The sequence below is a fragment of the Streptomyces sp. bgisy130 genome, assembly GCF_057708345.1.
In genome coordinates this window covers 40015-64100 of the sequence record NZ_JBYISA010000022.1, presented here as the reverse complement: position 1 = coordinate 64100, position 24086 = coordinate 40015, and the positions used below count along the sequence as shown (strand labels likewise).

Genomic DNA, 24086 nt, shown 5'->3' with positions numbered 1-24086 from the left:
CCGCGCCGCGCCACGTGCCGCCGCGGTCATCCCACCGAATCCAGCACCCTGCCTGAGTGCCGCCGCCCCGCGTGCTCGACGAGCCGTACCAGCACTTCCTTGCCGGAGTCGCGGTCCCTCGCATCGCAGAGCACGACAGGGGTGCCGCGGTCCAGGTCCAGCGCGCGGGCCACCTCGTCGGCGCCGTAGGACCGGGACTCCGCGAAGCAGTTGACGGCCACCAGGAACGGGATCGCGCGGCGCTCGAAGTAGTCGACCGCCGGGAAGCAGTCCTGGAGCCGCCGGGTGTCGGCCAGGACGACGGCGCCCAGCGCGCCCTCCGACAGGTCGTCCCACAGGAACCAGAAGCGGTCCTGCCCCGGGGTGCCGAAGAGATAGAGAGACAGGCCCTGCCGGATGGTGATGCGGCCGAAGTCCATCGCCACGGTGGTCGTGCCCTTGAGGTCCACTCCCCCGGTGTCGTCGACCGTCTCACCCACCTCGCTGAGCCGTTCCTCCGTACGCAGCGGGTGGATCTCACTGACCGAGCCCACCAGTGTTGTCTTGCCCACGCCGAAGCCGCCCGCGACTAAGATCTTCAGGGTCAACTCGGCGTCGAGGCCCGGGGCTGCGCCCTCCGGGGCCCCTTGTGCGGCGTTCATCGGCCGTCTCCTCCAGGATGCAGGGTCCTGCGTGTCACAAGGTGTGCGGATCCATGGCTCGACGGGGGGAGCCTTCGGCGGCAGAGGGCCGCCCGAAATCCATGGCTGGGACCGTACCGCCCGCTGACAGGGTTTTTCGCGGAATTGCCAAAGCCGTCACGTCTTCCGATCAAGAAGCCCATCAACCTCCGGATTCGTGATAGTTGAGCCGGGGCGAGGCATCCGCCGCCGGAGTCCGGTCCGTCCTCGGCGACGATCGCCGGGTGGCAGGCCGGGCGGTGCGGGATCATGGGCTCATGAGGCGGCAGCAGGCACCGGAGCGGCACGGATCCCGTCCGTGACGCCCGTCTCACCCGGTGCCGTCAAGTGCCACGGCATCGCCGCCCCCGCTGCCCGTCGCCCTTCCGGAGGAGCCCGATGACCGACCACCACGCCGACCGTCCGCAGGAAGTCCGTGCGTTCTTCGCGTCCCGCGCCGCCACCTGGGACACGAAGTTCCCCGACGACGGCCCCGCCTATGCGGCCGGCGTCGCCGAACTGGGCCTCCAGGAAGGCGAACGGGTTCTGGACGCCGGCTGCGGTACCGGACGCGCGCTGCCCGCGCTCCGGGCGGCCGTGGGACCGCTCGGAACGGTGCTGGGCGCCGATCTCACGCCCGAGATGCTGCAAGCCGCCGTACGGGCCGGGCGCGACCGGGACGCGGCGCTGCTGCTCGCGGACGTGGCCCGGCTGCCGCTGCCCGACGCCGCACTGGACGCCGTGTTCGCCGCGGGGCTGCTGTCGCATCTGCCGGACTCGGCCGGCGGCCTCAGCGAGCTCGCCAGGACCGTACGCCCCGGTGGCCGGCTCGCCCTCTTCCATCCCATCGGGCGGGCCGCCCTCGCCGCACGCAAGGGCCGCCCGATCACGCCCGATGATCTGCGGGCCGAGCCGAATCTGCGGCCCCTCCTCGCGGACTGCGGCTGGGACCTCGTCCGGTACGAGGACGAGGACTCCCGCTACCTGGCGCTGGCGGTCCGCCAGGGGTGACGCCCGCGCCGACGTGACCGGTGTCTCAGGCCGCCGGGCCCTCCCCGTGCGGAACCGGGCAGGTGCCAGTGGGGCGGGAGGTGGGAAAGGTGCCGAGCTCGGCCACCCGGAAACCGTTGGGATAGCCCTTGATCTCGGGGTTCTGGCGGGCGTAGTGCGGGCTGCGGCGGGGCGGCAGCAGGCGTACGGCCTTGGCGCGGAGCTTCAGGGCGGTGCGTACCGCCTTCTGGACCGCCGGCTTGGGCCGCTCGTACCGGAAGGCGTCCAGCAGTGAGTCGTCCAGGAGGGCCATGCTGGCGCCGCGCACCACCGGGGCGAGGGGGCCGTACCACCCCGCCATCAGGTCCAAGGTCGCGTCCGAAACCCGTCGCGCGCCCTCGTCCCAGCCGAAGTGCGCCTCCTCGTAGGCGTCGAGACACTGCTCGAAGTCCTCGTAGGTCTGCGGGAGATCGGTGATGCCCATGTGGCGGCCGAGGGTGCGGTAATAGGTGGCCACGGCATGCTGCTCGGGTGCGGTCAGCCGCCGCCAGCCGTACTCGTCGAGCCAGCGCCTGGGCACCACCACGAAGGTGCACAGGACATAGCGCATGTCCTCGTTGCTGATGTCATAGCTGCGGTGCATCTGGTTGATGCGCCGGATCGCCGTCCGGCCGTCCTCGCCGTCGAAGCCGTGCTCGACGACGGCGTCCAGGAGGAGGGCGGTGTCGTCATAGCGCTTTTGGGTACGGTCCGTCAGCTCCGCCGTCTCGGCGAGCAGCCGGCCGATGCTCGGCACGGCGTAGGTGCGGTAGAGCGCCAGCTCCAGCGCCCTGGTGATGTCCCAGGGGAATTCGTGGTTCGCGATGATGCGGTAGATCCGCAGGAAGTCGCGCTCCGGGTCGAGCCGCCGGATCTCCCTCAACCAGTCGTAGCGCCGCACCTGACAACCGTCCCTTCGTTCGCGAAGCGCCAATTTTACGGGTGTGAGCGGCACTTGAATGGTGCGGCGGGGTGTCAGATCGCGCCGCGCGGTGGCCGGAATCAGCCGCGCCGGGCGGTCTCCCGTGAGTGCATCGGCACACCGGCCGGCTGACGGGCGCTGCGGGTGCCGCGCCCCGGAAGCCGGGCGTCGGCGCCGTAGCGGTCGGTGAGCGTGGCATCCACTACGGCCAGCGCCGCCTTGACCGGCATGCCGGTGCGGCCGGCGAGCGCCAGCCGCTCCTGGACCTCGCGTGGTGTGCGCGGGCGGTAGCCCGGTCCCGTACCGCAGCACCCGCCGTGGAAGGTCAGCCCCGCGCGCAACACCGCCTCCAGCGCGCGCCACCCGGCCACGTCGCGCCGCTTGGGCACCGCCAGGTCCGCGCCCGCGTTGATCAGCTCACCACGGCACTGCGGGCAGTGGCCCGGTCCCCGCGAGGTCGGCGTGTTCTTCCACGCGGCCCGGCAAACCAGGCACACGAAGTGCATCCGGCGGCTGTAAAAACACATCCGCGCAGCGTACGGCTGGTGACAAGCCCGTACCAAGCGAATTAGGGTGCGCCGACGTACTCCGCAATGGACCCGATGGGGAGGCCCGCGTGCCCACGACCGAGAGCGCCGACAACGATCAGTTGTTCGTGCTGACGGCGGTGCTGCTGACGCCCGCGCAGTTCCCGAGCGTGCTCGGCGACGACTACCCCGAGGTGTGCGCGGGCCTGGGGCTCGAACCGTACGCGGAGGGCTACGGGCTGGTCCTCGGTCAGGACGGTGACGGCGGGCGCTGGACCGTGGTGACGGAGGATGTATCACTCGTCGCCTGCGCGATCGCGGCCTGGGACTGCGGCATGGAGTACGACCTCTCGCCCGGCGAGAACAGCATCGTCGGGGCGCTGCCCGGATGGCCGCTCGCGCTCGCCGTGGCGGCACCCGGTGTGCCGAAGCCGCACGATCCCGAGCCGCAGGAGGGCGACCCGGCGCCGCTCGCCCCTCCGGACGCCGAGGCGTGGGGGCCGGCGCAACGGCGGCTCGGCGCGGACGAGATCGCCATGCAATGGGCCGCGTGGCGGGAGCAGGTCGAGGGCGATGTCAGCTTTGCCGAGCCGGGGGATGAGGCGCATGAGGGAGTGCGGCGGGTGCTGAAGGAGGCGCGCGGCTATGTGAACGAGCCGCCGCCGCCCGGGCGGGTGCGGTCGTCGTTCGCGGCGGGGGAGGCTCGGACGCTGCGGGTGGATGGGCCCGGGTGGAGCATGGTTGCCCGTACCGATGACATTGCGTTCGTGCTGCTGGATGACGAGCCGGGTGAAGTGCATCCGGTGGGGCGGGGGCCCGAACTGCCGGGGCTGTTGGCGGCGCTTGAGGAATTGGCGGCGCGGCCCGTCTGAAAAATCGGTGCCCTCCGCTTGGGGCGATGGTTGGCTGCGGCTCGTTTTTGGCTGCGGGTGGGGTGTGGCTGGGCGCGCCGTTCCCCGCGCCCCTGTTTGTGTGCCGTACGTCGTTTGGTGCGGGGCCGTTGTGGCTGGCGCCGTTGTGGCGTTTGTGGATGCCGCGGGGGTCGGAGGGGACGCACCGGGACCCGTCCTCGGCGCGGGCGACGCGGCTACGAGCGATTGATTACCCCGGCGTTTGCTCCGGTCCTGCGGGCGGGCCCCGGTACATCCCCTCCGACCGTCCCCCGTTGCCGACAGCCGGACGGTGACACCGTCCGTCACAGACCACCTCGGCCCGCGCCCAAGCTGCCGGGGCGGACCAGGTGCCTGCCAAGAGGTGCCGCTGCCTTGCCGTAACGGTCATCGGTACGGCGGGGCGGTCGCGTACGAACGGTGGTCGGAGGGGATGTCCGGTGCCCCGCCCGCAGGACCGGAGCAAACACCGGGGTGCCTTACCTCCGGGACCCGCGTCGCCCGCGCCGAGGACGGGGTACCGGGCGTCCCCTCCGACCCGCCACCCACCCGCCGCAGGCGAACGGCGAACAGCCACCGGCAAACCCTCAGCGGCCGAGTTGTTTGCGGCTGACTCGGCGTAGGCGGCGGCGTTGGGAGGAGTCGAGGGTCAGATACGCGACGGCCGGGATTCCGACCATGACCAAGAGGGCCGCCCAGAAGGGCAGCAGCCACAGCAGGATCACTCCCACCGCGACGCCGCCGACCGCGACCTTCGCTTGAGTGGACATCTTCACGCCCCTTCCGCGGCGCATGCCGCGCTCTGTGTACTCCATTGAACGCCGTTTTCGCGCCGCAGGTTCCTGCGGGGGGCACGCAGTCCTGTACTCTCGGGCGCTCCAGGCGCGACTAGTCAAACTTGAGGAGCTCGGAACCCCGTGACATCCCCTCCTGCGGTCACCCCCGCTCAGTTCTCCGCACTCGCGCGCTGCGCAGCGGTTTTTCTGCCGTCGGATCCGCCGCGGGCCGGGCGGATCGCGTTCTGGCGGCCTGATGGTGGACCTGTGGGGGACGCGTCGCTGGGTGTTGCGCTGCCGGATGACGACGGCGGGGTCTCGATGTGCGAGGTCCCTGCTCTCGTGCTGACGGTGGCTGAGGCGGTGCCGGTGCTCACCCGTGCGCGGGCCGATGGGGACGCTCATCCGGCCGCCGCCTTCTGGGGGGCCGCGTCCGTATTGGCGCTCCAGCTCGCGGCCCGTGGGCGGATGCTGCCGGGGGTCAGTCCGGCGGGATACGACGCCTGGCGGCTGGGGCCGTTCGATCCGGCGGATCTGGCGCGGCTGCGTGATCTCGCCGCCGCGATGCCGCCGTACGCGCACGCGAGCCCGCTTGCGGACACCGACCCGTTGGAGCTGCCGGATCCCGAACAGCATGTGCGGGCCTTTCTCGACGCGGTGGCGGACGGGCTGCCGCGTTCCCCGGGCGCCGCGCTGGCCACGGGGGCGCCGGCCTTCGCGGTGAGCGCGCCGCAGCACATCCCCGAACAGCGCGCCTGGGCCGCGGAGGTCGCCGCGGGGCATGACGCGGGCGTACGGATCTCCCTGCGCGTGGAGGTGCAGGGTGGGGAGCAGGCCGGTGAGGCGGATGCGGATGTGTATGCAAGCCGGCTGCGCGTGAGTGTGGGTGGGGAGGACGAAGGGGGTCCCGGCGGGGCGGCGTTCTCGTTCGCCGCCGTGGTGCAGTTGCACAGTCTCAGCGATCCGGCGCTGGTCGCGGATGCCGCGGAGGTGTGGGCGGGGGCCTCGGCGGCGGGGCAGGCGTTCGGGGCGGGGGCGCGGATGGACACGCTGCTGACGTTGCGGCGGGCGGCGGCCGCCTGGGCGCCGCTCACCCCGTTGTTGTCCGCGGCGGTGCCCGATGCGCTGGAGCTCGCTGATGAGGAGATCGCCGAGCTGCTGGGGCCGGCCGCCGGTGCGCTGGCCGCCGCGGGGGTGGCGGTGCACTGGCCGAAGGAGCTGGCCCGCACGCTGACCGCGCGGGCCGTGGTGGGGCCGCCCGGTGGGGGCGATGGTGACGGGGACGAGGGACGGGGGGCGCTGCCGTCGTTGCTGTCGGCGGATGCTCTGTTGTCGTTCAGCTGGCGGTTCGCGGTGGGGGACCAGGAGGTCGACAAGGCAGAGCTGGACCGGCTGGCCGAAGCGGGACGGCCACTGGTGCGGCTGCGCGGTCAGTGGGTGCTGATCGATCCGGCGGCGGTGCGGGCCGCCCGGGACCGGCAGGAACGGAAGGTCACCCCGCTCGACGCGCTCGGCGCCGCGCTCACCGGCAGTGCCGAGGACGGGGACGGCGGCCGGGTGGCGGTGGCGGCGGCCGGCTGGCTGGCCCGGCTGCGCGACCGGATCGCCGACCCGGAGGGCGACACCGCACCCGTCGGGCAGCCGGCGGCGCTCACCGCGACACTGCGCGACTACCAGGTGCGCGGGCTCGGCTGGCTGCACCGGATGACGTCGCTGGGGCTGGGCGCCTGTCTCGCCGACGACATGGGGCTGGGAAAGACGATCACGCTCATCGCCCTGCATCTGCACCGGCAGACCGCTGCCGAGTCGGCCGGCCCCACCCTGGTCGTCTGTCCCACCTCCCTCATGGGCAACTGGCAGCGGGAGATCGAGAAGTTCGCACCCGGCACACCGGTACGCCGTTTCCATGCGGGGCGGCGCAGTCTGGCGGAGCTGGCGGACGGTGAGGTCGTGCTGACCACGTACGGGACGATGCGGCTCGATGCCGGGAAGCTGGCGGAGGTGGGCTGGGGGCTGGTCGTGGCCGATGAGGCCCAGCACATCAAGAACCCGTTCTCCGCGACCGCCAAGGCGCTGCGGACCCTGCCCGCCAAGGCCCGGGTGGCACTGACCGGTACCCCGGTGGAGAACAATCTGTCGGAGCTGTGGGCGATCCTGGACTGGACGACGCCGGGACTGCTGGGGCCGCTGGGCCGGTTCCGTACGCGCTATGCGCAGGCCATCGAGGGCGGTGCGGCGGCGTCCCCGGAGGCGGGGGCGGCGGCCGAGCGACTGGCCCGGCTGGTGCGGCCGTTCCTGCTGCGCCGCCGTAAGTCCGATCCGGGGATCGCGCCGGAGCTGCCGCCCAAGACGGAGACCGACCGTGCGGTGGCGCTGACCAAGGAGCAGGCCGGGCTGTACGAGGCCGTGGTGCGCGAGGGGCTGGACGAGATCGCCGGGACGGACGGGTTCGCCCGCCGCGGGCTGGTGGTCAAGCTGCTCACCTCGCTCAAGCAGATCTGCAACCACCCCGCGCAGTACTTGAAGGAGAGCGGCCCGGCGGCGGACGGGCGTGCGGCGGAGGCGGTGCGGATCACGGGGCGTTCGGGAAAGGTCGAGCTGCTGGACGAACTGCTGGACAGCATCCTCGCCGAGGGTGCCAGCGTGCTGGTGTTCACGCAGTACGTGCAGATGGCGCGGCTGCTGGAGGGGCATCTGGCGGCGCGCGGGGTGCCCACGCAGTTGTTGCACGGCGGGACGCCGGTGGTCCGCCGGGAGGAGATGGTGCGGCGCTTCCAGGAGGGGGCGGCGCCGGTGTTCCTGCTGTCGTTGAAGGCGGCGGGTACCGGTCTGAACCTCACCAGGGCGGCGCATGTCGTGCACTTCGACCGCTGGTGGAATCCGGCCGTCGAGGCGCAGGCCACCGACCGCGCCTACCGCATCGGGCAGACCCAGCCGGTGCAGGTCCACCGGATCATCACGGAGGGCACGATCGAGGACCGGATCGCCGACATGCTCGCCCGTAAGCAGCAGTTGGCCGATGCGGTGCTGGGGTCCGGCGAGGCCGCGCTGACCGAACTCACCGACGCCCAGCTGGCGGATCTGGTCGCCCTGCGGGGGAACGAGCGATGAACATGCCGGGAGATGAGGGACCGATGTATCTGGACGAGGGGGCTTCCGCTGCCGCTGAGCGGACGTTCGAGGCGTTGCCAGCAGTGCCCGGGCGGGCCTTTGCCCGGAGCTGGTGGGGGCAGGCGTGGCTCAAGGCGCTGGAGGACACCGCGCTGGACACCGCGCAGGTGAAGCTGGGGCGGCGGCATGCGCGGGCCGGGGCGGTCGGTGCGGTGTCGGTGCGTCCCGGCCGGATCACCGCGGTGGTGCAGGACCGGGACCACACCCGGCACCGGTCCGATGTCCTGCTCCAGCAGTTGAGCGCGGCGGACTGGGACCGCTTCCTGGACCTGGTCGCGGACCGGGCCGGGCACATCGCGGCGCTCCTGGACCGTGACATGCCGCCGGTGCTCGTCGAGGACGCCGCCGCGGCCGGGATCGAACTCCTGCCGGGCATCGGCGACCTGGAGCCGGAGTGCAGCTGTGAGGCATGGGACCACTGCGCGCATTCGACCGCGCTGTGCTACCAGTTGGCGCGGCTGCTGGACCAGGATCCGTTCGTGCTGCTGCTGATGCGCGGGCGGGGTGAGCGGGAACTGCTGGACGAGTTGCAGGCGCGCAGCGCGTCGCGGGCGGAGGGACCGGCGGGCACGGGCGTGGCGGAGCCTTCCGGTGCGGGGGTCCCGGCGGTCGAGGCGTACGCGGCGCGCGACATTCTGCCGCCGCTGCCCGCGCCCCCGCCGCCGGTCGCCGCACCGGGTGCCCCGCCGGTGCTCGGTGGCGGCACCCCGCCGGCGCCCGGGGTGGACGTGGGCGCGCTGGAGTTCCTGATCGGGGACGCGGCGGCGCGGGCCCAGCGGCTGCTGGCGGAGGCGCTGTCCGCGCGGCATCCGGACGGTATGCCGCCGCCGGTCCTGACGCCCGCCCAGGATGCGGTGCGGCTGGCGGCGGCCGCACCCGGGGCGGGCATATCGGCGCGGCTGGCGGCCGGTTCGGGGCGTGATGCGCGGGCTCTGGCTGCGGCCGTACGGGCCTGGGAGCTGGGCGGCGCGGCGGGGCTCGCGGTCCTGGAGGAGGACTGGACACCGGAGCCCGAGGCGCTGGCGCGGGCCACGAGCCGGCTGGCGGCCGCGTGGGAGGACGACGAGGACCGGCCGCGCCTGCGGGTCACGGGTAACCGCTGGACCGTGGTGGGCGGGGCGGCTCAGTTGCGCTACGGACGGGACGGCCGGTGGTGGCCGTATCGCCGGGAGGGCGGGCGGTGGGTGCCCGCGGGTCCGGCCACGGACGATCCGGCGGGCGCGCTGGCGGGGGTGTTGGCGGAGGGGTGAGGAGGGACGGGTGAGGAGGGGCAGGTGAGGAGGGGGCGCGGAAGGGCGGGGTGCGGCGGGGCGGCCGTCGGCCGGGGGCGGTCTCGCGGGCGGCTCGGCGGCGGGGCGGCCGTCGGCCGGGGGACGGTCTCGCGGGCGGCTCGGCGGCGGGCCGGCCGCTGACCGGGGGCACTTCAGCCGCTGACCGGGGGGCGCCTCGTCCACTGGCCGGGGCGCCTGGGCCGCTGACCGGGCGCCCCGTAGGCCGGTCCGGTCCAATCCCCTCATCCGCCTGCGCCGGGACGCCGCTCGTGCTTCGCTGAACCGATCCCCCACCGCCCGGCACCTCGCCCGCAGCAGGAGGACCAGTGACCGGCACTTCGCCGCACGCGCCGCACCCCACATCGTCCGCATCGCCCGCGCTGCCCCCCGACGAAGCGGCCGGCGCACCGCACCGCCCCCACCACCCGCCGTACTACGAGGACCGCTCGCCGGGCAGCGGGGCCCTGCCGCCCCGCGCCTGGTACGCGCGCTCGGATGCCGCCCGGATCTCGCTGCACGGCACCTGGCGGTTCCGGCTCTCGGCACGTGCCACCGCCGAGGACGACACCTTCGCCCGGCCGGACTTCGACGACGCGCAGTGGCAGGAGCTGCGGGTGCCCGGCCACTGGCCGCTCCAGGGGCGCTTCGCCGCCGAGGGCTCGTACGGGGGCGGTGACCGGCCGCAGCTCGGCGGGGCGCCCGTCTACACCAACACCGCCTACCCCTTCCCGGTCGATCCGCCGCGGGTCCCGGACGAGAACCCGACGGGTGATCATCGGCGCCGCTTCGATCTGCCCGAGGGGTGGGGCGAGGGGCCCGCGGTGCTGCACTTCGGCGGGGTGGAGTCCTGCGCCCGGGTCTGGCTCAACGGGACGGAGCTGGGGCACTTCAAGGGCAGCCGGCTGCCGCACGAGTTCGAGGTCGGGCAGCTGCTGCGGCCGCGCGGCAATGTGCTGGCGGTGCGGGTCCACCAGTGGTCGTCGGGCAGTTATCTGGAGGACCAGGACCAGTGGTGGCTCCCCGGTATCTTCCGGAACGTCTCGCTCCACCGCCGTCCCGAGGGCTCGGTCGCCGACCACTTCGTGCACGCCGAATTCGATCACGTCACGGGCCACGGCACCTTGCGGGTGGAGTGCGAACCGGTCGGCCGGGTGACCGTCCCCGCGCTCGGTCTCGATCTGGCGACCGGGGAGAGCGCCACGGTGCCGGTGCGTCCCTGGACGGCCGAGGAACCGCACCTCTACGACGGGGAGCTGGTCACCCCGGGCGAGCGGATCCCGCTGCGGATCGGTTTCCGTACGGTCCGCGTCGAGGGCGGGCTGCTGACCGTCAACGGCCGCCGGATCCTGCTGCGCGGCGTCAACCGCCATGAGTTCCATCCGCGTTCCGGACGGACGCTCGATCCCGGGACGATGCGCCGTGATCTGCTGCTGATGAAACAGCACAACATCAACGCGGTGCGCACCAGCCACTATCCGCCGCACCCCGCCTTCCTGGATCTGTGCGACGAGCTGGGCCTGTGGGTGGTCGACGAGTGCGATCTGGAGACGCACGGTTTCGGCCGGCAGGGCTGGCGGGACAATCCGGTCGATGACGCGCGCTGGGAGCCGGCGCTGCTCGACCGGGCCCGGCGGATGGTCGAGCGGGACAAGAACCACCCCGCCATCGTGCTGTGGTCGCTGGGCAACGAGTGCGGCACGGGGCGCGGGCTGTCCGCGATGGCCGCCTGGATGCGCGAGCGCGACCCGTGCCGCCCGCTGCACTACGAGGGCGACCACAGCTGCGCCGACACCGATGTCTACTCCCGGATGTACGCCGACCACGCCGAGGTGGAGCGCATCGGACGGCGCGCGGAGGCTCCGCTGCCCGACCCGGAGCTGGACGCCCGGCGGCGGGCGCTCCCCTTCCTGCTGTGCGAGTACGCGCATGCCATGGGCAACGGTCCCGGCGGACTGAGCGAGTACCAGCGGCTGTTCGAGCGGCATGAGCGCTGCCAGGGCGGTTTCGTCTGGGAGTGGATCGACCACGGGCTGCGGCAGCAGACGGCCGGCGGTGAGGTCTTCCACGCCTACGGCGGTGACTTCGGCGAGGAGCTGCACGACGGGAACTTCGTCTGCGACGGGCTGGTCCTGCCCGACCGGGTGCCCTCCCCCGGTCTGCTGGAGTTGAAGAAGGTCATCGAACCGGTGCGGATCGAGGCCGTGAGCGACGACGGCGGGGCGGGCCCGGTCCGGATCACCAATCGGTATGACTTCGCCGGCCTGGACCATCTCGCCTTCCGCTACGTCCATGAGGTGGCGGGCGAGCCGCGCGGGCACGGCCGGCTGGTGGTGCCGCCGTTGGCGCCCGGTGCGTCGGCCGTGGTGGAGCTGCCGGCGCCGCCGGGCGAGCCGGGTGACGAGGGAGAGGCGATCTGGACGGTCCAGGCCGTACTGGAGCGGGACACCGCTTGGGCGCCCGCCGGGCACGAGGTCGCCTGGGGTCAGCTCCCGGCCGCGCCGCGCCCCGCCGCCACTCCCCCGGCGGCCACCGCCACCCCGCGCCGCGGCGAGGGCAATGTGCTCGTCCTCGGTCCGGGGATCTTCGACGCCACCACGGGGACCCTCGATTATCTGGGCGGCGTACGGCTCGGCGGGCCCCGGCTGGACGTGTGGCGGGCGCCGACCGACAACGACGAGGCCGCGCCCTGGCAGCCGGGGCCACGGCCGGCCGCCGAGTGGCGGCGGCTCGGTCTGCACCGGATGCGGCACCGGGTCGATGCCGTGGAGACCGGCCCGGACTGCTTGGTGGTGCGCACCCGGGTCGCCCCGGCCGGCACTCCGGTGGCGCTGCGCACGGTCTACCGCTGGACGGCACAACCCGGCTTGCTGCGGCTGGAGTTGAGCGTCGACCCGGAGGGCGACTGGCCGGTTCCGCTGCCGCGGCTGGGGGTGCGAATGCGGTTGTGCGGGAGCCTGGGTCTCGCCACGTGGTTCGGCGGCGGGCCCGGCGAGGGCTATCCGGACACCCGGGCCGCCGCCCGGGTCGGCCGCTGGTCGATGCCGGTGGACGCGCTCCAGACGCCGTATGTCCGGCCGCAGGAGAACGGGGCGCGGCCCGGTGTGCGCTGGGCGGAGCTGACCCGTACGGACGGCTCGGGCCTGCGGATCGAGGGTGATCCGGACTTCTTCTTCGCCGCCCGCCGGTGGCCGGCCGAGGAGCTGACCGCGGCCCGCCACACCACGGATCTGCGGCCCGGCGAGGACCTGTGGGTCCATCTCGACCATGCGCAGCACGGCATCGGCAGCCAGTCGTGCGGGCCGGGGGTGCTGCCGCAGCACCGGCTGGAGGTGGCTCCGGCGCGCTTCTCGTTCGTGTTCTCGCCGCTGGGCTGAGGCCCCGAGCCGCACCGTGCGCCGGCCTCGTTGTCCCGGGCCGGCGCACGCCCCTGCGCAAGGGCGCCGACCGGGGGCGAGCGCGAGGGCCGTGCGCACCGCCCGGCACTACGATCTTGGGTGAGGCGTGGGTACCCGCGCGTCCCGCAGCATCGAGAGGCTTCGCACACCATGGTCAGCACGTTCCCGCCGCTCGCCGACGCCATGGCCGCGGGGCCGGTCGTCCTCGACGGCGGGCTGTCGAACCAGCTGGAGGCCGCCGGGCACGACCTCAGCGACGCCCTGTGGTCGGCGCGGCTGCTGGCCGAGGAGCCGGAGGCCGTGGTGCGGGCGCATCTGGCGTATTACGAGGCCGGGGCTCAGGTCGCGATCACCGCCAGCTATCAGGCGACGTTCGAGGGGTTCGCGCGGCGCGGCATCGGTGCGGAGCAGGCGGCGGAGCTGCTGGCCCGGAGCGTGGAACTGGCCCGTGAGGCGGCCGCGCGGGCCACGAACGGCGGCGTCGCCGGGCCGCTGTATGTGGCCGCCTCCGCGGGCCCGTACGGCGCGATGCTGGCCGACGGCTCCGAGTACCGCGGCCGCTACGGGCTGTCGGTGGCGGAGCTGGAGCGGTTCCACCGGCCGCGGCTGGAGGTGCTGGCCGCGGCCCGGCCCGATGTGCTGGCGCTGGAGACGGTGCCGGACGCCGAGGAGGCCCGGGCGCTGCTACGGGCGGTGCGAGGGCTGGGGGTCCCGGCCTATCTGTCGTACAGCGTCGCCGGGGACCGGACCCGGGCCGGGCAGCCGCTGGCGGAGGCGTTCGCGGTGGCGGCGGAGGCCGACGAGGTGATCGCGGTGGGGGTGAACTGCTGCGCGCCGGACGATGCGGACCGGGCGGTGCGGCTGGCGGCGCGGGTCACCGGCAGGCCGGTGGTGGTCTATCCCAACAGCGGGGAGCGCTGGGACGCGGCGGCGCGGGCGTGGTGCGGCAGCCCGGAGTTCCGCGCGGACCGGGTCGCCGCCTGGGCCGCGGACGGTGCCCGGCTCATCGGTGGCTGCTGCCGGGTGGGGCCGGAGGCGATCGCGGAGCTGGCGGCCGGGCTCGGCCGCTGACGGGCGCCGGGAGCGGGACCGGCGGCGCGCGCCGCCCCGGACGCGGGCCGAAGGCGTTACACAGACGCAACCGAAGCGGCGGAGACAGAGCCCCGGGCCGATGGCAGTATGCAGCCACATCGCAGCATGCACCGCTTGGATGATCTGTATCCGCTCTGGAGGACCAGTGTCCGCTCGCTCCGCGTTGCCTGTCATAGCCATTGCCACGGCCGTCGTCGTCCTGGCGGGGTGCAGCAGCACCAAGTCCGACGGGAAGAAGGGTTCCGGCGGCCTGGAACTGGTCTCCTCCGGGACCCTGAAGACCTGCACCCACCTGCCGTACGCACCGTTCCAGGTGAAGAAGGACGGTAAGGTCGTCGGGTTCGATGTGGACCTAGTGGATCTGGTCGCCAAGGATCTCGGCGTCAAGCAGGAGATCGTCAACACGCCCTTCGAAGGCATTGAGACCGGCCAGGACTTCACCATCCGCAAATGTGATCTGGCCGCCGCCGGCATGACGATCACGGACGCGCGGGACAAGGTCATGGATTTCTCCGACCCTTATTTCAATGCCACCCAGGCGCTGCTGACGAAGAAGAGCAAGCCCGTCAAGAAGGTCGAGGACCTCAAGGGCAAGAAGCTCGGCTATCAGAAGGCCACCACCGGCGGGATCTACGCCAAGGATCACGGCAAGGGCGTCGAACTGGTGGAGTTCGAGGATCTGGGGCTGTTGCTGACCGCGGTGAAGTCCGGCCAGGTCGATGCCGGCATCAATGACAACGGGGTGCTCTTCGACTATGTGAAGCAGAACCCGGACACCAAGGTCACCGCGGAATTCAACACGGGTGAGCACTACGGCATCGGCGTCCGCACCGGCAATGACGCGCTGCGCAAGAAGATCAACGCGGTGCTGAAGAAGGCGAAATCCGACGGGAGTTACGACCGGATCTACAAGAAGTGGTTCGGCACCACCCCGCAGAGCTGAGGCCGCCTGTTATGTCTGTGTCCAAAAGACAGCGCGCGCGGATCACCCGCGGCGTGCAGTACGGCGTGCTGGTCGCCGCCGTGGTGGTCTTCGCGCTGATCGCCGACTGGCACCAGCTGCGGATGGCGTTCTTCGATGTCGAGGTCGCGAAGGCGCTGTTCCCGGAGATCATCACCACGGCGCTGGTGAACACCGTCCTCTACACCCTGCTGGGATTCGGCTTCGGTCTGGCGCTGGGTCTGGTGCTGGCGCTGATGCGGCTCTCGTCGGTGCCGCCCTACCGCTGGATCGCGGTCACCTATATCGAGTTCTTCCGCGGTATCCCCTGTCTGCTGGTGTTCATCGCGCTCGGCTTCGGTGTGCCGCTGGCCTTCGAGGTCGCGCTCGATATGAACGTCACCGTGATGCTGTCGCTCGGGCTGGTGGGCGCTGCATATATGGCGGAGACGATCCGGGCCGGCATTCAGGCCGTTCCCAAGGGGCAGACGGAGGCGGCGCGTTCACTGGGAATGTCGCAGGGGCGGGCGATGGCCTCGATCGTCATTCCGCAGGCGTTCCGTATCGTGCTGCCGCCGCTGACGAATGAACTGATTCTGCTGACCAAGGACTCCTCGCTGGTGTATCTGCTGGGTCTTTCCCTCACCCAGTTCGAACTGGCCAACTTCGGCCGGGACGCGCTCAATGAGCACAAGAGCCTGACCCCGATCCTGATCGCCGGGCTGCTCTATCTCGTGATCACCCTCCCCCTCGGCCAGCTGGTCCGTCGGCTGGAGGCCCGTACGGCGAAGGCCAGGTGAGCGGCGTGACGACCGAGCAGGCGGCACCGGAGACGGTGGACGCGAAGGCCATCGATGTGCAGGGGCTGCGCAAGGACTTCGGGGAGCTGGAGGTGCTGCGCGGGATCGACTTCTCGGTGGCGCGCGGTGAGGTGGTGTGTGTCATCGGGCCCTCGGGCTCCGGGAAGTCGACGCTGCTGCGCTGTGTGAATCTGCTGGAGGAGCCGAGCGCTGGCCGGGTGGTGGTGGCCGGCACCGAGGTCACCGACCCGGACGTGGACATCGACCGGGTCCGCCGGCGGATCGGGATGGTCTTCCAGTCCTTCAACCTCTTTCCGCATCTGACCGTGCTGGAGAATCTCACGATCTCCCAGCGGCGGGTGCTGCGCCGCGACCGCACGGAGGCGGCGCGGGTCGCCCGTGCCAACCTCGAACGGGTCGGGCTGAGCGACAAGGCGGCCGCCTATCCGGCGCAGCTGTCGGGCGGGCAGCAGCAGCGGGTGGCCATCGCCCGTGCGCTGTCGATGGACCCGGAGCTGATGCTCTTCGACGAGCCGACCTCGGCGCTGGACCCGGAGCTGGTCGGTGACGTGCTGGCGGTGATGCGGGGGCTGGCGCAGGAGGGGATGACGATGCTCGTCGTCACCCATGAGATGAGCTTCGCCCGGGAGGTCGCCGACCGGGTGGTGTTCATGGACGGCGGCGTGATCGTCGAGCAGGGCACCCCGGAGCAGGTGGTGGGGGCCCCGCAGCACGAGCGGACCAGGACGTTTCTGGCGCGGGTGCTGGATCCGGCGGCCGCCGAGGTCGGCGAGGTCGCGGACACCGGCGCGGCAGGCAAGCGGGTGGACCGCTGAGCGCGGGCTGAGCCATCGGGCACCCGCGGTGCGAGCCGACGGGGCGGGGGCGGAACGCCGGATTGTCCGGGTTCCGCCCCCGCCCCGTGGTGGTTCTGCCCTCGCCCCGTGGTGGTCCGCTGTCCTCCGCGGCGGCGGTCAGGACAGCGGCTTGGTGAGCTTCTTGGTGAGCGAGCGGTTGCCGGTCAGGCTACAGCTGATGGTCTTGATGCCGAGCCGGTAGCCGCTGAGGCTGGGGTACTGGACGTAGGTGCCCTCGGCGGTGCCGGCGGGCTGCTGGGCGGCCCTGCGCTCCAGCTCGTTGCGGCACAGCGAGGCCGCCTTCTTCTGGATGCCCGATTCGGTGGTGAGCCCGGACCCCAGCCGGTGCGTGGCGACGACCTCGGCGTCGTGCGGGCCGTTGCAGGAGGCCTCGTCGTTGTTGCCGCCGCCGTCCGCGGGGCGGTCGTAGCAGTCACCGACCTTCAGCAGATAGAAGGGGATCTTGCCGTTGGAGGGCGTCGGCAGGGACTTCTCGAAGTCGCTGCCGGTGGGCGTCGCGGTGGGCGTGGGCTCCTCGTAGGGCGTCGGGGACGCGCTCTCGGACGGGGTGGCGCTCGTGCTCGAACTGGACGGCTGGGCACGGTGGTTGTTGTTGTCATCGCTGTTGTTCACCACGATGACGGTGATGACGGCGGCCAGCACGACCACGCCACCGGCGATGATCGCCGCGATGGTCTTGCCGTTGCCGCCACCGCCGGGCGGGCCGGGCGGCTGCTGCCAGCCGCCGGGGCCACCCGGTCCCGGCGGGCCGTAGCCGCCCCCGGGCGGGCCGTAGCCACCGGGGGCCTGGGGGCCGCCGGGGGGCGTGCCGTAGCCACCCGGGCCGTATCCGCCCTGGCCCTGACCGCTCGGCCCGTAGCCGCCGGCCGGCGGACCGAAGCCGCCCGGCGGGGCGTTGGGCGGCTGGTTCGGCTGATTCGGCGGGGGCGGAGGAAAGCTCATGGCGGAAATGATCGCTTCTTTACTCGGTTTTACGGGACTCGGTGACCAACCTGGAACAATTCACGTCTGAAATGTCCGGACCCTGGGCACCGTTGGCGACAGACAGCAAGCCAGCCTACGGCTCGGAGGTTTTCCGTGTTCACCGACCTTCCCCTGGACACGCTGCGCACCTACTGTCCGCCGCGTCCCGAGCCGGCCGGCTTCGATGCGTTCTGGCGGCGCACCCTCGTCGAGGCCCGCACCCATGCCCTCGACGCGCGCTTCACCGAAATCGATGCGGGGCTCGCCCTGCTCCGCACCCATGACGTGACGTTCGCGGGCTTCGGCGGGCAGCCCGTCCGCGGCTGGTTCCTGTTCCCGCGCGCGGCCGCCGGACCGCTGCCGTGCGTCGTGCAGTACCTCGGCTACGGGGGCGGGCGGCTGCTGCCGCACGACTGGCTGCTGTGGCCGTCCGCGGGATACGCCACCCTGGTCATGGACACCCGTGGGCAGAGCGGCCCCAACCGGCCGGGCGACACCCCCGATCCGGTCGGCTCCGACAACCCTGGCGTCCCCGGCAAGCTGACCCAGGGGCTGCTCGATCCGCACGGCTACTACTACCGGCGGCTGTTCACCGACGCGGTACGGGCCGTGGAGGCGGCGCGCGGCCATGACGCGGTGGACGCCGACCGGGTCGTGGTCGCCGGCCACAGCCAGGGCGGCGGCGCGGCCCTGGCGGTGGCGGGCCTGGTCCCCGGCCTTGCGGGGGCCTTGATCGATGCGCCGTTCCTGGCGCACATCCGCCGCGCGGTGGAGGTCACGGACGTGGGCCCGTACGGCGAACTCACCCGCTACTTCGCGGGGGCGCGCGACCGGATCGACACCGCGCTGCACACCCTGGACCACTTCGACGGCCTGAACTTCGCCGCCCGCGCCACCGCCCCGGCGCTCTTCGGCACCGCTCTGCGCGACGAGGTGACCCCGCCGTCCACCGGTTTCGCCGCCTTCCATCACTACGCGGGCGAGAAGGAATTGAAGGTGTGGCGGTTCAACGCCCATGAGAGCGGCGGCGGTGCGCAGCGGGCGGCCGAAATAGCCTTTCTGCGCTGCCTGCTCGGGTGAGCGGGCCGGGCCCGGGCGCGGCCCCTCAGACCGCCCCGAGCAGATGCTCCAGCGCCAGCTGGTCCAGATGCTCGAAGGCCATCCCGCGGGCGGCCGCCGCCTCGATGTCGAAGGTCTCGTAGGCGGTGGCGTCGGCGAGCAGTCCGGCCAGGCCGTCCTCGGCGGTGGGGCGGCCCAGCTGGTCCAGGCGGGCGGCGCGCAGCGCGTCCTGGACGGCCGGGTCGGACCGGAAGGCCGCCGCGCGCTCCTTGAGGATCAGATAGTTGCGCATACAGCCGGCCGCCGAGGTCCAGACGCCGTCCAGGTCCTCGGTGCGCGGCGGTTTGAAGTCGAAGTGCCGCGGCCCGTCGTAGCCGGCCACCTCCAGCAGGTCGACGAGCCAGAAGGCGGCACGCAGATCACCCGCGCCGAAGCGGAGGTCCTGGTCGTACTTGACCCCGCTCTGGCCGTTGAGGTCGATGTGGAAGAGCTTGTCCGCCCACAGCGCCTGGGCGATGCCGTGCGGGAAGTTCAGCCCGGCCATCTGCTCGTGTCCGACCTCGGGGTTGACGCCGAAGCGCTCGGGGTGTTCCAGCCGCTCGATGAAGGCGAGGGCGTGGCCGACGGTGGGCAGGAGGATGTCGCCGCGCGGCTCGTTGGGCTTGGGTTCCAGGGCGAACTTCAGGTCGTAGCCCTGCTCGATGACGTACTGGCCGAGGAGGTCGAAGGCCTCCTTCAGTCGGTCCAGGGCGGTCCGTACGTCCTTGGCCGCGCCGGATTCCGCGCCTTCCCGTCCGCCCCATGCGACATAGGTGCGGGCACCCAGCTCGGCGGCGAGGTCGATGTTGCGGAGCGTCTTGCGCAGGGCGTAGCGGCGGATGTCGCGGTCGTTGGCGGTGAAGGCGCCGTCCTTGAAGACGGGGTGGGTGAAGAGGTTGGTGGTGGCCATCGGGACGATCAGGCCGGTGGCGTCCAGTGCCTGCCGGAAGCGTTTGACAGCCGCCTCGCGCTCGATGCCGCCGGCGCCGAACGGGATCAGATCGTCGTCGTGGAAGGTGACGCCGTACGCGCCGAGGTCGGCGAGGCGGTGCACGGATTCCACCGGGTCCAGGGCGCGGCGGGTGGCGTCCCCGAAGGGGTCACGGCCCTGCCAGCCGACGGTCCACAGGCCGAAGCTGAACTTGTCCGCGGGCGTGGGCCGGCGACTCATCGCGACTCCCTCGATCATTTAGTCAAGGCACTTTACAAATTCTGCCGCGGCCAAACTAATATGCGACAGCACGCCGGGGAACCCCCTGGACCGAGACCATGGATGACGGGCCGCCCGAGGGAGAGTGCACGATGGCCGCACAGGCAGCGGGACCGCTGGTCGTCGGGGTGGACAGCTCCACCCAGTCCACCAAGGCACTGGTCGTGGACGCGGTGACCGGTGCGGTCCTCGCCCGCGGCCAGGCGCCGCACACGGTCAGCGGCGGCGCCGGCAAGGAGAGCGACCCACGGCAGTGGTGGCAGGCGCTGGGTGAGGCGCTGGACCAGTGCGGCGACGCGGCGCGGCAGGCTTCCGCGGTGTCCGTCGGCGGACAGCAGCACGGGCTGGTCACGCTGGACGCGGCCGGCGAGCCGGTGCGTCCGGCCCTGCTGTGGAACGACGTCCGGCCGGCGCCGCAGAGCGAGCGGCTGATCGCGGAGCGGGGTGGCGCGAAAGCCTGGGCGGACCGGGTCGGGAGCGTGCCAGGACCGGCGTTCACGGTGGCCAAGTGGGCCTGGCTGCGCGAGCACGAGCCGGCCGCGGCCGCCGCCACCGCCGCGGTACGGCTACCGCACGACTACCTCACCGAGCGGCTGACGGGCGAGGCCGTCACCGATCGCGGCGATGCGTCCGGGACCGGCTGGTGGGCCTCGTCCACCGGGTCCTATGACGCGGACATCCTGGCGCACATCGGTCTGGACCCCGCGCTGCTCCCCCGGGTGGCGCTGCCGGGCGAGGCCGCCGGAACCGTACACGCCGGTCATCTGCCGCTGCCCAAGGGCGCGTTGGTGGCCGCCGGCACCGGCGACAACATGGCGGCCGCGCTCGGCCTGGGCCTGCGTCCCGGTCTGCCGGTGCTGAGCCTGGGCACCTCGGGGACGGTCTACGCGGTCTCCACCCACCGGCCCGCGGATCCGTCCGGCACTGTGGCGGGCTTCGCCGACGCCCGCGGCGACTGGCTGCCGCTGGCCTGCACCCTGAACTGCACGCTCGCCGTGGACCGGGTGGCGGCGCTGCTGGGCCGCGACCGGGAGGCCGTGGAGGAGGGCGGCGGGGTGGTGATGCTGCCGTTCCTCGACGGTGAGCGCACCCCGAATCTGCCCGGCGCCTCGGGCCTGGTGCACGGACTGCGGCACGAGACCACGGCCGGTCAGCTGCTCCAGGCCGCCTACGACGGCGCGGTGTTCACCCTGCTGGAGGCCCTGGACCGGGTGCTGGACGCGGACGCCGCGCCCGATGCGCCGCTGCTGCTGATCGGCGGCGGCGCCCGGGGCCGGGCCTGGCGGGAGACCGTGCGCCGGCTGTCGGGCCGCCCGGTGGTGGTGCCCGAGGCGCAGGAGCTGGTGGCGCTCGGGGCGGCGGCGCAGGCGGCCGGGCTGCTGCTGGAGGAGGATCCGGCGGCGGTGGCGCGCCGCTGGGGGACGGCGCGCGGCGCGGAGTACGAGGCGCGGCCGCGGGACGACGCCGCCTGGGAGCGGCTGACGGCGACGCTCGCCGACGGCGGGCCGCTGCTGCGGCCATGACCGCGCCCGTGCAGCCGTGGCCCGGCTCAAGTCCGCACCCTTTGGAGAGCTCATGACCGCGCCCGGCGGCGACACCCAGCACGGCATCCGGCGGCGCAATCTGGCCCGGGTGCTGCGGACCGTGGCCGCGCAGGGCCCGGTCTCCCGGCCGGCGGTCGCGGCACGGATCGGACTGACCCGGGCGGGGGTGGCGCCGCTCGTCGACGAGCTGCTACGGGCCGGGCTGCTGGTCGAGACGGGGCGGGCGGCGACCGGCGGCCGGGGCCGGCCGGGCAGTGAACTCGCGGTCAGCGACCGTGGCCCGGCCGGGATAGGGGCCGAGATAGGCGTCGACCACCTGGCGGTGTGCGCGGTCGATCTGCGCGGCCGGGTCCGGGCCCGGGTGGCGGCCGATGCCCCGAACCGGCACCGCGCTCCCGGGCCCGTGCTGCGGCAGCTGTCCGGTCTGCTCTCCGAGGTGACCGGGGAGATAGCCGCCGAGGGACTGCGGCCGGCCGGGCTGACGGTCGCGGTGCCGGGTCTGGTGGCCCGTGACGCGACGACCGTGGTGCACGCCCCCAACCTCGGCTGGCGGGCGGCCGATCTCGCGCCGGGGCTGGCCGGGGCGACGGCCCCGGAGGGCGGCTCGTTCGCCGTCCCGCTCACTGTGGAGAACGAGGCCAACCTCGGTGCGCTGGCCGAACTGTGGCTGGGCGGGGGCACCGGCCGGCCCGCCCCGCCGCCGGACTTCGTGCATGTGTCGGCCGAGGCCGGGATCGGCGCCGCGGTCGTCGTGGACGGCCAACTCCTGCGGGGCGCACGGGGGTTCGCGGGGGAGCTGGGGCATGTGCCGGTGTATCCGGACGGGCCTCCGTGCGACTGCGGCGGCCGTGGCTGTCTGGAGCAGTACGCGGGCGAACCGGCCGTGCTGCGGGCGGGGGGGCTCAGCCCCGAGCGGGCGGCGGCGCATCCGGGGCCGGGTGCCCGTATCGCTCTGCTGGCGCGCCGGGCCGCCGACGGGGACGCCGCCGTCGTCCGCGCCCTGCACGAGGCGGGGACGGCGCTGGGCATCGCGGTCGCCGGGGCGGTGAATCTGCTCGATCCGCAAGCGGTGGTCCTCGGGGGTGCGCTGGCCGGGCTGGCGCCCTGGGTCCTGCCTTCCCTGGAGCGGGAGTTGGCGCTGCGGACGGCCGTCACGGCGGAGAGCGGGCGGGCCGGCGGACCCGTGGTGACGGTGTCCCGGCTGGGCGCCGACGGACCGCTGCTCGGAGCGGCACACGCGGCACTCCAAGGCGTCCTGGACGACCCTCTCCATTCCTGCGCCCCGGCACACTCTCCCCGGAATTGAACCCGCTAAACCTTTCCAGGGAGCGGGAATTCCATGCCACCCCATCGAGCGATTGTGCCGATAAAAACAGCACCACTACCTTCGGTTCGGCGGGCTGCCGCGGAACTGCCTTGAAACGGAGTTTCGGGGCGGGCCGCATCGCACCGTTCGAGGAGACAGGTGGCACTGTGACCATTGCCGATGAATCGCTGCACGGCACCACGGAAGACGCCCAGAATTCCAGCCTGAGTACCACCGCGGCGCGGAATTTGGCGACCACCACCAAAACCGCACCACAGATGCAGGGCATCACTTCCCGATGGCTGCTGCGACTGCTGCCCTGGGTACAGGTTTCCGGTGGCACCTATCGCGTGAACCGCCGGCTGACCTACACCCTCGGCGACGGGCGCATCGATTTCGACACCAGTGGCAGCGATGTGGCGATCATCCCCGAGGAGCTACGCGAGCTGCCCGCCCTGCGGGAGTTCACCGATACCGAGGTGCTGGCGGCGCTCGGCGACCGCTTCACCCAGCACGAATACGCGCCCGGTGAACTCATCGGGGAGGCCGGCGGGCCGGGCGACCGGCTGGTGTTGCTCGTGCACGGCCGGGTGGACCGGATCGGCACCGGCAAATACGGCGAGGACACGGTGCTCGAAGCGCTGGCCGGCGGGGATCACCTCGGCGACGGGCCGCTCACCGACCCCGACGGGACCTGGCAGTTCAGCTATCGCGCGGTGACCCGGGTGACCGTCATGACGCTGTCTTGGCAGGCCGCGCAGGAGATCATCGACCGCTCCCCCGGGCTGCGCGAGCATCTGGCGGCGGCCGGTCAGGGCACCGCGCAGCCGACGAACACGAGCGGGGAATCGGCGGTCTCCGTCGCCTCGGGACACCAGGGCGAGCCCGCCCTCCCCGGCACCTTCGTCGACTACGACGTCACACCCCGGGAGTACGAACTCAGCGTCGCGCAGACCGTGCTGCGCACCCACAGCCGGGTCGGCGACCTCTACAGCGATCCGATGAACCAGGTGGAGGAGCAGCTCAAGCTGACCATCCAGGCGCTGCGGGAGCGTCAGGAACACGAGATGATCAACAACCCCGAGTTCGGGCTGCTGCACAACGCCGACCTCAAGCAGCGCATCCACACCCGCACCGGCCCGCCCACCCCCGACGACCTCGACGATCTGCTCGCGACGGTCTGGAAGGACCCGGGCTTCCTGCTCGCCCATCCCCTGACGATCGCCGCCATCGGGCGGGAGTGCAGCGCCCGCGGGCTCTATCCGACCGCGGTCGATTTCATGGGGCATTCGCTGCCCTCCTGGCGCGGGGTGCCGATTTTCCCGTGCAACAAGATTCCGGTGACGAAGGAACGGACGAGTTCGGTGCTGCTGCTGCGCACCGGCGAGGAGCAACAGGGCGTCGTCGGTCTGCATCAGACCGGAATTCCCGATGAATACGAGCCGGGCCTCTCGGTGCGTTATATGGGACTGGACGACCGGGCGGTCATCAAGTATCTGGTCAGCGCCTATTATTCGGCGGCCATTCTGGTGCCCGATGCGCTGGGTGTTCTCGACGACGTACAGATCGGCCACTGAACGACCTCCGGCGGAAAGGCAGCCGCGCCCGGCAGCGG

General features: G+C 72.6%; 19 protein-coding genes. 13 read left to right on the top strand and 6 right to left on the bottom strand.

Annotation, left to right across the window (positions count from 1 at the left end; translation table 11 throughout):
* Positions 1–26: 26 nt before the first annotated feature.
* Positions 27–641, bottom strand: coding sequence for a GTP-binding protein (locus tag AC3EUV_RS25410; RefSeq protein ID WP_435603974.1), 615 nt, complete (start codon positions 639–641; stop codon positions 27–29).
* Between the two features lie 417 nt (positions 642–1058).
* On the opposite strand from AC3EUV_RS25410, the gene AC3EUV_RS25405 reads away from it, so the two are divergent.
* Positions 1059–1670 carry a class I SAM-dependent methyltransferase gene (locus tag AC3EUV_RS25405; RefSeq protein ID WP_435603973.1) on the top strand — a complete coding sequence of 204 codons (612 nt, stop codon included), beginning with the start codon at positions 1059–1061 and terminating at the stop codon, positions 1668–1670.
* A gap of 25 nt (positions 1671–1695) precedes the next feature.
* On the opposite strand, the gene AC3EUV_RS25400 is transcribed toward AC3EUV_RS25405, so the two are convergent.
* Together AC3EUV_RS25400 and AC3EUV_RS25395 are read right to left on the bottom strand one after the other, a co-directional pair.
* Positions 1696–2589, bottom strand: a complete 894-nt coding sequence (locus tag AC3EUV_RS25400; RefSeq protein ID WP_435603972.1) for an oxygenase MpaB family protein — start codon at positions 2587–2589, stop codon at positions 1696–1698.
* Between the two features lie 101 nt (positions 2590–2690).
* A complete protein-coding gene (locus AC3EUV_RS25395; RefSeq protein ID WP_432143746.1) occupies positions 2691–3137 on the bottom strand; it encodes a hypothetical protein in 447 nt (148 codons plus the stop codon).
* A gap of 89 nt (positions 3138–3226) precedes the next feature.
* Here AC3EUV_RS25395 and AC3EUV_RS25390 point away from each other — a divergent pair, with 89 nt between their 5' ends.
* Positions 3227–4009: a hypothetical protein gene (locus tag AC3EUV_RS25390; protein ID WP_432143745.1), complete on the top strand. Its 783-nt coding sequence runs from the start codon at positions 3227–3229 to the stop codon at positions 4007–4009.
* Positions 4010–4614: 605 nt separating this feature from the next.
* Here the strand turns inward: AC3EUV_RS25390 and AC3EUV_RS25385 are convergent.
* On the bottom strand, positions 4615–4797 hold the full coding sequence (locus AC3EUV_RS25385) for a hypothetical protein (RefSeq protein ID WP_042161392.1): 183 nt from the start codon (positions 4795–4797) through the stop codon (positions 4615–4617).
* A 147-nt stretch (positions 4798–4944) separates the two neighbouring features.
* On the opposite strand from AC3EUV_RS25385, the gene AC3EUV_RS25380 reads away from it, so the two are divergent.
* From AC3EUV_RS25380 to AC3EUV_RS25350, 7 genes are all read left to right on the top strand, one after another.
* Positions 4945–7914, top strand: a complete 2970-nt coding sequence (locus tag AC3EUV_RS25380) for a DEAD/DEAH box helicase (protein WP_435603971.1) — start codon at positions 4945–4947, stop codon at positions 7912–7914.
* Complete coding sequence (locus AC3EUV_RS25375; RefSeq protein WP_435603970.1) at positions 7911–9224, top strand: SWIM zinc finger family protein; 1314 nt, start codon at positions 7911–7913, stop codon at positions 9222–9224. The genes AC3EUV_RS25380 and AC3EUV_RS25375 overlap by 4 nt, the downstream gene beginning before the upstream one ends.
* 347 nt (positions 9225–9571) lie before the next feature.
* Complete coding sequence (locus AC3EUV_RS25370) at positions 9572–12619, top strand: glycoside hydrolase family 2 TIM barrel-domain containing protein (protein ID WP_435603969.1); 3048 nt, start codon at positions 9572–9574, stop codon at positions 12617–12619.
* A 171-nt stretch (positions 12620–12790) separates the two neighbouring features.
* Positions 12791–13711: a homocysteine S-methyltransferase gene (gene mmuM / locus AC3EUV_RS25365; protein ID WP_432143741.1), complete on the top strand. Its 921-nt coding sequence runs from the start codon at positions 12791–12793 to the stop codon at positions 13709–13711.
* Positions 13712–13877: 166 nt separating this feature from the next.
* Positions 13878–14675 carry a basic amino acid ABC transporter substrate-binding protein gene (locus tag AC3EUV_RS25360; RefSeq protein WP_432143740.1) on the top strand — a complete coding sequence of 266 codons (798 nt, stop codon included), beginning with the start codon at positions 13878–13880 and terminating at the stop codon, positions 14673–14675.
* An 11-nt stretch (positions 14676–14686) separates the two neighbouring features.
* A complete protein-coding gene (locus tag AC3EUV_RS25355) occupies positions 14687–15472 on the top strand; it encodes an amino acid ABC transporter permease (protein WP_042160743.1) in 786 nt (261 codons plus the stop codon).
* Positions 15473–15477: 5 nt separating this feature from the next.
* Complete coding sequence (locus AC3EUV_RS25350; protein ID WP_432143739.1) at positions 15478–16308, top strand: amino acid ABC transporter ATP-binding protein; 831 nt, start codon at positions 15478–15480, stop codon at positions 16306–16308.
* Between the two features lie 138 nt (positions 16309–16446).
* Here AC3EUV_RS25350 and AC3EUV_RS25345 read toward each other — a convergent pair whose 3' ends face one another.
* Positions 16447–17292, bottom strand: coding sequence for a hypothetical protein (locus AC3EUV_RS25345; protein ID WP_435603968.1), 846 nt, complete (start codon positions 17290–17292; stop codon positions 16447–16449).
* Positions 17293–17427: 135 nt separating this feature from the next.
* On the opposite strand from AC3EUV_RS25345, the gene AC3EUV_RS25340 reads away from it, so the two are divergent.
* The gene (locus AC3EUV_RS25340) at positions 17428–18393 is read left to right on the top strand and encodes an acetylxylan esterase (protein WP_435603967.1); all 966 of its coding nucleotides are present in this window, start codon (positions 17428–17430) and stop codon (positions 18391–18393) included.
* 25 nt (positions 18394–18418) lie between these two features.
* Here AC3EUV_RS25340 and xylA read toward each other — a convergent pair whose 3' ends face one another.
* Positions 18419–19582, bottom strand: a complete 1164-nt coding sequence (xylA, locus tag AC3EUV_RS25335) for a xylose isomerase (RefSeq protein WP_435603966.1) — start codon at positions 19580–19582, stop codon at positions 18419–18421.
* A 131-nt stretch (positions 19583–19713) separates the two neighbouring features.
* Between xylA and xylB the strand changes: the two genes are divergently transcribed.
* The 3 genes from xylB to AC3EUV_RS25320 all read left to right on the top strand — a co-directional run bounded on the left by xylB (position 19714) and on the right by AC3EUV_RS25320 (position 24048).
* Positions 19714–21144 carry a xylulokinase gene (gene xylB, locus AC3EUV_RS25330; RefSeq protein WP_432143735.1) on the top strand — a complete coding sequence of 477 codons (1431 nt, stop codon included), beginning with the start codon at positions 19714–19716 and terminating at the stop codon, positions 21142–21144.
* Positions 21145–21196: 52 nt separating this feature from the next.
* Positions 21197–22471, top strand: a complete 1275-nt coding sequence (locus tag AC3EUV_RS25325; RefSeq protein ID WP_432143734.1) for an ROK family protein — start codon at positions 21197–21199, stop codon at positions 22469–22471.
* Between the two features lie 167 nt (positions 22472–22638).
* Entirely contained in the window at positions 22639–24048 is a 1410-nt protein-coding gene (locus AC3EUV_RS25320; RefSeq protein WP_435603965.1) for a family 2B encapsulin nanocompartment shell protein, read from the top strand.
* The last annotated feature ends 38 nt before the right edge of the window (positions 24049–24086 follow it).

Excerpts from the sequence above, each read along its gene's own strand:
- AC3EUV_RS25410 (WP_435603974.1), bottom strand. The coding sequence starts at position 641 with ATGAACGCCGCACAAGGGGCCCCGGAGGGCGCAGCCCCGGGCCTCGAC.
- AC3EUV_RS25405 (WP_435603973.1), top strand. The coding sequence starts at position 1,059 with ATGACCGACCACCACGCCGACCGTCCGCAGGAAGTCCGTGCGTTCTTC.
- AC3EUV_RS25395 (WP_432143746.1), bottom strand. The coding sequence starts at position 3,137 with ATGTGTTTTTACAGCCGCCGGATGCACTTCGTGTGCCTGGTTTGCCGG.
- AC3EUV_RS25385 (WP_042161392.1), bottom strand. The coding sequence starts at position 4,797 with ATGTCCACTCAAGCGAAGGTCGCGGTCGGCGGCGTCGCGGTGGGAGTG.
- AC3EUV_RS25375 (WP_435603970.1), top strand. The coding sequence starts at position 7,911 with ATGAACATGCCGGGAGATGAGGGACCGATGTATCTGGACGAGGGGGCT.
- mmuM (WP_432143741.1), top strand. The coding sequence starts at position 12,791 with ATGGTCAGCACGTTCCCGCCGCTCGCCGACGCCATGGCCGCGGGGCCG.
- AC3EUV_RS25355 (WP_042160743.1), top strand. The coding sequence starts at position 14,687 with ATGTCTGTGTCCAAAAGACAGCGCGCGCGGATCACCCGCGGCGTGCAG.
- AC3EUV_RS25345 (WP_435603968.1), bottom strand. The coding sequence starts at position 17,292 with ATGAGCTTTCCTCCGCCCCCGCCGAATCAGCCGAACCAGCCGCCCAAC.
- xylA (WP_435603966.1), bottom strand. The coding sequence starts at position 19,582 with ATGAGTCGCCGGCCCACGCCCGCGGACAAGTTCAGCTTCGGCCTGTGG.
- xylB (WP_432143735.1), top strand. The coding sequence starts at position 19,714 with ATGGCCGCACAGGCAGCGGGACCGCTGGTCGTCGGGGTGGACAGCTCC.
- AC3EUV_RS25325 (WP_432143734.1), top strand. The coding sequence starts at position 21,197 with ATGACCGCGCCCGGCGGCGACACCCAGCACGGCATCCGGCGGCGCAAT.